Origin of the sequence: Symbiopectobacterium sp. (assembly GCF_051710365.1) — a bacterium.
In the GTDB taxonomy this organism is placed as follows: Bacteria; Pseudomonadota; Gammaproteobacteria; order Enterobacterales; family Enterobacteriaceae; genus Symbiopectobacterium.
In genome coordinates this window covers 1-8616 of sequence record NZ_JBPETA010000139.1, presented here as the reverse complement: position 1 = coordinate 8616, position 8616 = coordinate 1, and the positions used below count along the sequence as shown (strand labels likewise).

General features: G+C 53.9%; 5 protein-coding genes and 3 pseudogenes. 5 read left to right on the top strand and 3 right to left on the bottom strand.

Annotation, left to right across the window (positions count from 1 at the left end; all coding sequences use genetic code 11):
• Nucleotides 1-136: 136 nt before the first annotated feature.
• A pseudogene (gene uraA / locus ACTBDZ_RS12570) lies at nucleotides 137-1436 on the bottom strand (uracil permease).
• 211 nt (nucleotides 1437-1647) lie between these two features.
• Nucleotides 1648-2274 (bottom strand): uracil phosphoribosyltransferase, encoded by a 627-nt coding sequence (gene upp, locus ACTBDZ_RS12565; RefSeq protein ID WP_438815563.1) that lies wholly within the window; start codon nucleotides 2272-2274, stop codon nucleotides 1648-1650.
• A 319-nt stretch (nucleotides 2275-2593) separates the two neighbouring features.
• Here upp and purM point away from each other — a divergent pair, with 319 nt between their 5' ends.
• The 5 genes and pseudogenes from purM to speG all read left to right on the top strand — a co-directional run bounded on the left by purM (nucleotide 2594) and on the right by speG (nucleotide 8219).
• Nucleotides 2594-3406: a phosphoribosylformylglycinamidine cyclo-ligase gene (purM, locus tag ACTBDZ_RS12560; RefSeq protein ID WP_438815562.1), complete on the top strand. Its 813-nt coding sequence runs from the start codon at nucleotides 2594-2596 to the stop codon at nucleotides 3404-3406.
• Nucleotides 3406-4044 (top strand): phosphoribosylglycinamide formyltransferase, encoded by a 639-nt coding sequence (gene purN / locus ACTBDZ_RS12555; protein WP_438815561.1) that lies wholly within the window; start codon nucleotides 3406-3408, stop codon nucleotides 4042-4044. The genes purM and purN overlap by 1 nt, the downstream gene beginning before the upstream one ends.
• Before the next feature lie 208 nt (nucleotides 4045-4252).
• The gene (locus ACTBDZ_RS12550) at nucleotides 4253-5347 is read left to right on the top strand and encodes an ABC transporter substrate-binding protein (protein ID WP_438815560.1); all 1095 of its coding nucleotides are present in this window, start codon (nucleotides 4253-4255) and stop codon (nucleotides 5345-5347) included.
• A 25-nt stretch (nucleotides 5348-5372) separates the two neighbouring features.
• Nucleotides 5373-7503: pseudogene (locus ACTBDZ_RS12545) on the top strand (TonB-dependent siderophore receptor).
• A 140-nt stretch (nucleotides 7504-7643) separates the two neighbouring features.
• Nucleotides 7644-8219: a spermidine N1-acetyltransferase gene (gene speG / locus ACTBDZ_RS12540; RefSeq protein WP_438815559.1), complete on the top strand. Its 576-nt coding sequence runs from the start codon at nucleotides 7644-7646 to the stop codon at nucleotides 8217-8219.
• A 288-nt stretch (nucleotides 8220-8507) separates the two neighbouring features.
• On the opposite strand, the pseudogene ACTBDZ_RS12535 reads toward speG, so the two are convergent.
• A pseudogene (locus ACTBDZ_RS12535) lies at nucleotides 8508-8616 on the bottom strand (IS5/IS1182 family transposase); the annotation flags it as partial.

Genomic DNA, 8616 nt, shown 5'->3' with positions numbered 1-8616 from the left:
CATCTTGGGCAAAAGCAGAACACGAAAGACCCAGTAACAACGCCAATGTTATTTTCTTCATGATTAACAATCACTTGTCATATTTTTTCTGTTTCCGGGGATAATACCATCCCCGGAAACCAGAGCAATGCTCAATTTATGACGCGCGCGAGGTCTCCTCGGCATCATCTTCAGCATCCAGCACCACTTCTTCGCTTCTGAAGCGGTTGATCAGCTCGAACAGCAGGCTCAGTGCAATACCCACCACGGTGGCTAATGCCATGCCTTTCAGTTCAGCAGCACCCAAATGTACTTTCGCGCCGTTCACCCCGATGATCAGGATAACTAAGGTCAGAATCAGATTTTGCGCTTTGTTATAATCCACTTTGGATTCGATAAGCACACGAATACCGGAAGCGCCGATTACACCGTACAGCAGCAGAGAAACGCCGCCCATGACCGGCACCGGCACCGCCTGAATGGCGGCCGCCAGCTTGCCCACGCAGGAGAGCAGAATGGCAAGTATTGCCGCACCGCCGATTACCCAGGTGCTGTAGACCTTGGTGATAGCCAGCACGCCAATGTTTTCGCCGTAAGTGGTATTCGGGGTTGAACCGAAGAAACCAGAAATCATGGTAGAAAGGCCGTTGGCAAACATCGAACGGTGCAAGCCAGGATCACGCATCAGATCTTTTTTCACGATATTGGCGGTAACCACCAAATGGCCGACGTGTTCGGCAATCACCACCAGCGCAGCAGGCAGGATAGTCAGAATGGCAAACCATTCAAAACGCGGCGTATAGAAGGTCGGCAGTGCAAACCAGTGAGCCTGAGCGATAGGCGCGAAATCGACGACGCCCATCACAAACGACAGCGCGTATCCCACCAGCACCCCAATCAGGATTGGGATGATAGCCAGAAAACCACGGAACAACACGGAACCCAGCACGGTAACCCCTAAGGTCACCAGCGAAATAATCACGGTTTTGCTATCAACTGACACGCCATCCGCAGGCAGCAGACCGGCCATGCCCGCTGCAACCCCGGCCAATTCCAGACCGATGACCGCAACAATCGCCCCCATCGCCGCCGGAGGGAAAATCACATCCAGCCAGCCGGTGCCAGCGCGTTGCACAATCAGCGATACCAGGCAAAACAAGGCACCACACATGATAAAACCACCCAGCGCCACTTCATAACCCAGCGGCAGCAGCAGCAGCACCGGAGAAATAAAGGCAAAGCTGGAGCCCAGATACGCCGGGATCTTGCCCTTACAGATAAACAGATAGAGGAGCGTTGCCAATGCCGTTGAACAGCAGCACGGTCGCAGGGTTGATTTTGAACAGAATCGGTACCAACACCGTCGCGCCGAACATGGCAAACAGGTGCTGGAAGCTCAGCGGGATGGTTTGTAGCAAGGGGGGTCGTTCACTCACCCCGATGGCGCGACGAGTCATCGTTTATATCCTCTGTAAAAGTCACTTGATGTTGTGGTTAGCCGGTTTGTCCGGCATCGTTATCACAGACCAGCCGCCCCCACGCGTCACCGCGTAGGGAAGCGAGGCTGATTATAAAAATCGTGCGAAATATGGGGGAAAAACCGTCGTGCGCGTTGCGCAACGAAACCGACGCAAAAAAAAGCCGACTTACTCAGTCGGCTGATACGGCTTATTTAGTACCAAAGAGCTTATCGCCCGCGTCACCAAGACCCGGCATGATATAGCCATGCTCGTTGAGCCCTTTGTCGACCGAGGCGGTATACAGCTCAACGTCAGGGTGCGCTTTTTCCAGCGCGGCAATCCCTTCCGGTGCAGCCACCAGTACCAATACCTTGATGCTCTGGCAACCCGCTTTCTTCAGCAGATCGATAGTGGCAATCATCGAACCACCGGTCGCCAGCATCGGATCCACCACCAGCGCCATACGTTCATCAATGTTGGAGACCAGTTTCTGGAAGTAAGGCACCGGCTCCAGCGTCTCTTCGTTGAGGTACATACCCACCACGCTGATGCGCGCGCTCGGTACGTTTTCCAGCACGCCTTCCATCATGCCCAGGCCTGCTCGCAGGATCGGCACCACGGTAATTTTTTTGCCTTTGATCTGATCGACTTCCACCGGACCGCACCAGCCTTCGATAGTCACTTTCTCAGTGACCAGATCGGCGGTGGCTTCATAGGTCAATAAACTGCCGACTTCGGATGCCAGTTCACGAAAGCGTTTTGTACTTATATCGTTTTCACGCATCAGGCCAAGTTTATGTTTGACGAGCGGGTGTTTAACCTCGACGACCTTCATTCTATTCCCCCTATAGTAAAGTGGACGGATATCCTCACGACGCAGAATCGGTGCGCCGAGGGCGGACATGGCAGCCCATCATAAAAAAAATCGCGGGATTATACTGCTTTTTTGCTTAAGCGCTACAGGTTATAGCCTGATCCAGATCAACCGTGCAGGGAAATTCTCATTGAACAGGAAAAATGCAAAGCAGGCAACACACCACTCGCAAACGATTGCTCTCGCTGTTAGAATTAGCGCGCTTCGATAGGGGTAGATCCACCAGGCTGGATATGCTCACTATCTCACCACCAATTGTATTCTCCGTGGGGACTCCGCAGTGACCGACAAAACCTCTCTTAGCTACAAAGACGCAGGCGTGGATATTGATGCTGGTAACGCATTGGTAGACCGTATTAAAGGCGTAGTGAAACAAACCCGCCGTCCTGAAGTGATGGGCGGTCTGGGCGGTTTCGGTGCCCTGTGCGCCTTGCCCCAAAAATACCGTGAACCGGTTCTGGTTTCCGGTACTGACGGGGTCGGCACCAAGCTGCGTCTTGCCATGGATCTGAAACGCCACGACACCATCGGTATCGATCTGGTGGCCATGTGTGTCAATGACCTGGTAGTTCAAGAGGCCGAGCCGCTGTTCTTCCTGGATTACTACGCCACGGGGAAACTGGATGTCGATACCGCCGCCAGCGTGATCACCGGTATCGCCGAAGGCTGCAAGCAGTCAGGCTGTGCGCTGGTCGGTGGCGAAACCGCTGAAATGCCCGGCATGTACCACGGTGAAGATTACGACGTCGCCGGTTTTTGCGTCGGTGTTGTTGAAAAATCAGAGATCATCGACGGAAGTAAAGTGCAGGTGGGTGATACTCTGGTAGCACTGGCAGCCAGTGGCCCACACTCTAACGGCTATTCGCTGGTACGTAAGATTCTCGAGGTGAGCAAAACCGATCCGGAACAGACGGGCAACGTCAGCCGTCACGAAATGTACCGTACTTTTAACTGCGGTGTGGGTATGATTATCGCACTGCCTGCTGAACAGGCAGAGGAAGCCGTGGCATTCCTCAATAGCCAGGGTGAAACCGCATGGAAAATCGGCGTTATTCAACCCGCTAACGCCGGAGACGCAGTGGTCATTAATTAATGAAAAACATCGTTGTCTTGCTCTCAGGTCAAGGAAGCAACTTGCAGGCGTTGATTGACGCCTGCGCGCGCAAGCGTGTCAAAGCGAATATCGCGGCCGTATTCAGCAACAATCCAGAAGCCTATGGTCTGGTACTGGCGCAAGAAGCCGAGATTCCGGCCTATGTCATCGACCCACAAGGGTTCGCTGACCGAGCTGCCTTTGACGCAGCAATGGCAGAAGAGATGGCGCAATACCAACCGGACCTGGTGGTACTAGCGGGTTATATGCGCATCCTCAGCCCGGAGTTCGTTGCGCTGTTTGCAGGCAAAATGCTGAACATCCACCCGTCCCTACTGCCCAAGTACCCGGGCCTGCATACCCATCGCAAAGCGCTGGAAAATGGCGAGAAGGAACATGGCACTTCGGTCCACTTCGTGACTGACGAACTGGATGGCGGCCCTCTGATTCTGCAAGCCAAGGTCCCAGTGTTTAGTGATGATGCGGAAGAAGCGCTTGCAGCTCGGGTACAAACCCAGGAACACACCATCTATCCATTGGTGGTGAACTGGTTTGCCGAAGGGCGTCTCAAAATGCGCGAGGGCGAAGCCTGGCTCGACGGCGTGCGTATTCCCAAACAGGGTTATGCTGCCGAATAACGCTAATTCCCACTGACTTTCAGGCGGTAGCACTCTGCCGCCCTGAAAGTTCCCGCTGAACGGCACTTTATTTACTTACGAAATTATTACCATCCTAATAATATAAAACAACATTATCGTTTTGTCGCACTTTCCCCACTTTAGCATTATTGATAATCACTCTCATACTCATTAACTTCCCCTGCTCGATTTTATGCAGAGGGCGAATATGCGCGCATTATTCCTGACCAAAGCGTTACTGGTCGTGCTGCTGTTGGCGAACACCACCGCCTGGGGAAAGACCGTTACCGACCTGCTGGGACGTCAGGTAACGATTCCCGATAATCCTTCACGTCTTTTTCTCGGTGAAAGCCGTTTGTTCTATACCCTTGCGTTGCTGGAGCCCGGTAATCCGGCACAGCGCGTGGTGGGCTGGCCCGGCGATATAGCGCGTTACGACGCGCAAAGCTGGGAAAAATACACCACCGCGTTTCCTGCCATTGCACAAATCCCGCGTCTTGGCGATGGGGGGCCGCGCACGCTGAATGCCGAAGCCATTCCGTTAAAGCCCGATCTGGTAATCCTGCCGCGTCTGGCTAAAACCTCGGCGGAGGATGATGCGCTACAGCAGACGCTTGAACGCGCAGGCATCCCGGTAATTTATGTCGATCTGCGCGTCGAACTGTTGAAAAACACCCTGCCCAGCGTCCGTTTACTCGGCGAAGTACTCAACCGCACTGAACGTGCTGCCGCATTCAGCGCGTTTTACCAGCAGCATATGGACGCCATTTCGCAACGCCTGGCGCGCTATCACGGCCAAAAGCCCACCGTGATGCTGCACCTGCATCTGAGCCGCCGCGATACCTGCTGTACCACAGCAGTTGGTGGCAATCTTGGTGAGCTACTGCGCTTTGCCGGTGGCGATAACATCGCAGCCGACAGCATTCAGCGCGTCTATGGTGAACTCAATCCGGAAAAAGTGCTGGCAGCCAACCCCGATGTCTATATCGCCACCGGCATGGTGGGGCCAGAAGGAAAACGGTTCTCGGTACTGATGCTGGGCCCGGACGTTTCCGAGCAGCAAGCGCAAAACAGCTTTACCACCCTACTGCAACAAGAGCCCATTCTGTCACACCTCAACGCCGTGCAGCAGGGGTGCGCCTGGAGTATGTGGCACAACTTCTACCTAAGCCCGTATCACGTAGTGATGGTGGAGATGGTGGAGATGTTTGCCAAAACGCTCTACCCCGATCTGTTTGCCGATTTGCAACCGCAAGACACCTTAAAACAACTCTACCAACAATTCTTAACTATTGAATTTTAAGGGATATTCTGGAGTCACATCGCACATGAACGCTAATTTTATACGTCTCAGTTGGCCACTTATCGCGCTGTTGCCACTGGGTTCGCACGCTGCCTCATCGAGCGCGCAGGAAGATACCGTGGTGGTCACGCAATCTGACCGCGCCACCGCCGATACAGACAGCAGCTATCAACCGCACAAAAGCGTAACCGGCACACGCACCGAAGCACGTCTGCTGGACGTGCCGCAGGCGGTTAACGTCGTGCCACCGCAGGTGTTACGCGATCAGGCGGCACGCACGTTGGACGAAGCGCTGTACAGCATCAGCGGTATTACCCAAGCCAACACACTCGGGGGGGGGGGGGGGACGCAGGATGCGGTGATTAAACGTGGGTTTGGCGACAACCCCGATGGGTCCCTGTTTCGCGATGGCATTCGTTCGATGCAGGCCCGCAATTTCACGCCTACCAGCGAACGCGTTGAAGTCCTCAAAGGCCCGGCCTCCATGCTGTAAGGCATGGGTGAACCCGGCGGTGTGATCAATATCATCAGTAAAAAACCGGAACTGGTTCAGAAAACCCATATCGAAGGCTGGCAGAGCAGCTTTAACGGGGGCGGCGGGCAGGTGGATGTCACCGGACCACTGGGAGACAACGGTTTGGCTTACCGAATGCTGGTCGATCACGACGAAACTGATTACTGGCGCAATTTTGGCCGCAAGCGCCAAACCACCGTTGCGCCGTCAGTGATGTGGTATGGAGATGACACCACGGTGCGCCTTGCCTATGAACATCAGGAATACCTGACGCCGTTCGATCGCGGTACCATCATAAATCCCAATACTGGCAAGCCGGTCAATACGCCGCGCGACCGCCGCTTTGACGAGCATTATAACGCCACGCGCGGCGATCAGGACACCGTGACGTTCCAGATGGAGCGAACGCTCAACGATCGCTGGAAGAGCAACCTCGCCTATTCCTATGCACGTAACCGCTATAGCGACAATCAGGCACGCGCCACCAAATTCAACACAGCGACCGGAATACTAACCCGTCAACCGGATGCAACGGCAGACGCACGCAGTCAGGCGCAAATCGTTCAACTGACCCTGAATGGCGACGTAGACTGGGGACGCATCAACCATCAACTGCTGTTTGGCGTTGACTATGAAGCCGATCGTACCTTCCGTGGCGACATGATCTGTGGCACAGCAACCTCAGGTTTCAACATTTACAACCCGGTCTACGGCACACTGCCCGCATCCACCACGGTCAGCGCCAAAGACAGCGATCAGCGTGAAAATATCGACAGCACCGGCTTTTTCGTGCAGGACACCCTGCGCCTGAACGAACGCTGGCAGTTGCTGGGCGGATTACGTTACGACAGCTTTGATGTCATGGCAGGCAAAGGCCGCCCGTTTGTCGCCAACACCGACGGTTCCTACCACCGCTTGGTACCGCGCATCGGCATTATCTACAGCCTGACACCGAACAGTTCGCTCTACGCCAGCTACAGCGAGTCGTTCAAACCCAATTCGTCCATTGCCACTCAAATCGGCGCACTTCCTCCTGAACTGGGCCGTTCTTATTGAAGTGGGCACAAAAATCGATCTGCCGGACCGTATCACCGCCAACCTGGCGCTGTTCGATATCGTGAAACGTAACGTGATGGTGGATGAAACCATCGGCAATGAAACAGTGACACGCACCTCAGGCAAAGTGCGCTCACAGGGCGTTGAACTGGATATGGCCGGTAAGCTCACCGATTCGCTGAGCTTGATCGGTAGCTACGCCTTCACCGATGCGCGCGTAGTTGCCGATCCGAAAAATAACGGCAATGAAATGACCAACGCCGCCCGCCACACCGCCGCGCTGTTCCTGACACAAGATTTTGGGTCGCTTGGCTGGCATGCCGGAGACGACCTGCGCGCAGGTGCCGGTGCGCGCTACGTGGGTCGCCGTGCGGGAGATGCTGCCAACAGCTTCTATCTCGATGATTACACCGTTGCTGACGCTTTTGTTGCCTATACCGTGCCGTTTAACGGCTACAAGGTGAAATGGCAGATGAACGTGAAGAACCTGTTTGATAAAACCTGCTACCCGTCCAGCGGCAACAACCTGCGAGTGGCGGTGGGTGAACCACGTCAGGTGCTGCTGCGCGCCAGCGTAGATTTTTAATCCCGCCATGCCGCGCCCTTTGATCTTAACAATAAGGGCGCGGTCCTTTTCCTCTGATCCCCCCGCAAACGGTGGTTCTGCGAACAAAGCACGCTATACTCATCCTGTTGCCATGTGGCAAACATGTAATGGGAGGAACCATGTCTGGCGCGAGCAATATCGTGCGTTTACGGCCTCTGGAACGAGAGGATCTCAATTTTGTCCATCAGTTGGATAACAACGCCAGCGTGATGCGTTATTGGTTTGAAGAGCCCTATGAAGCCTTTGTGGAACTGTGCGATCTCTACGACAAGCACATTCATGACCAAAGCGAGCGGCGCTTTATCATCGAGTTTGAAAAAAATCGGGTAGGTCTGGTTGAACTGGTGGAAATCAACCATATCCACCGCCGCGCAGAATTCCAGATTATTATCGACCCCGCCCATCAGGGGCGTGGTTATGCCAGCGCCGCCGCCAAGCTGGCGATGGATTACGGGTTTTCCGTGCTGAACCTGTACAAGCTGTACCTGATTGTGGATAAAGAGAACACCAAGGCTATCCACATTTATGCCAAGCTGGGCTTTGAAGTCGAAGCCGAATTGCGCCACGAGTTTTTCATCAACGGCGAATACCGCAATACCATTCGTATGTGCGTTTTCCAGCACCAGTATATGGAACGGTATAAAGTGAACGCAGCGTCAGAAAAACCGTCACCGGAAGCGGATATCACACGCTAGCAGGTTACTTATCTAAACCTTCGATTTAAAGCCGATGATCCTGATTCAGGATCATCGGCTATTCCCTCTGTCATAACAAGCCGACTTTTATATCGTTTTGACAGAAAGAACACCCAGAGCCTTTGCCCCCTCTTACAGCACATCCCATTAGGGCTACTTTAGCCTTGAATCCGTCATTCCGCACCTACTTTAAGAATAAATTCGACGGTATCGCTCGCCGAGAACATCAACGATGGTCTTTGTTGAATAAATCAGAACTTGTAACGACTGGCCCCATCGGGTCGATTGTTACGTGATGCGAATACTGTTCGGCATTCCTAATAGCGTGATCCGGTTAAGCGCTTTGACCATCGCCATGGCTTCACCCACCTAAGCATCGTAGTCACGCAGACTTAGA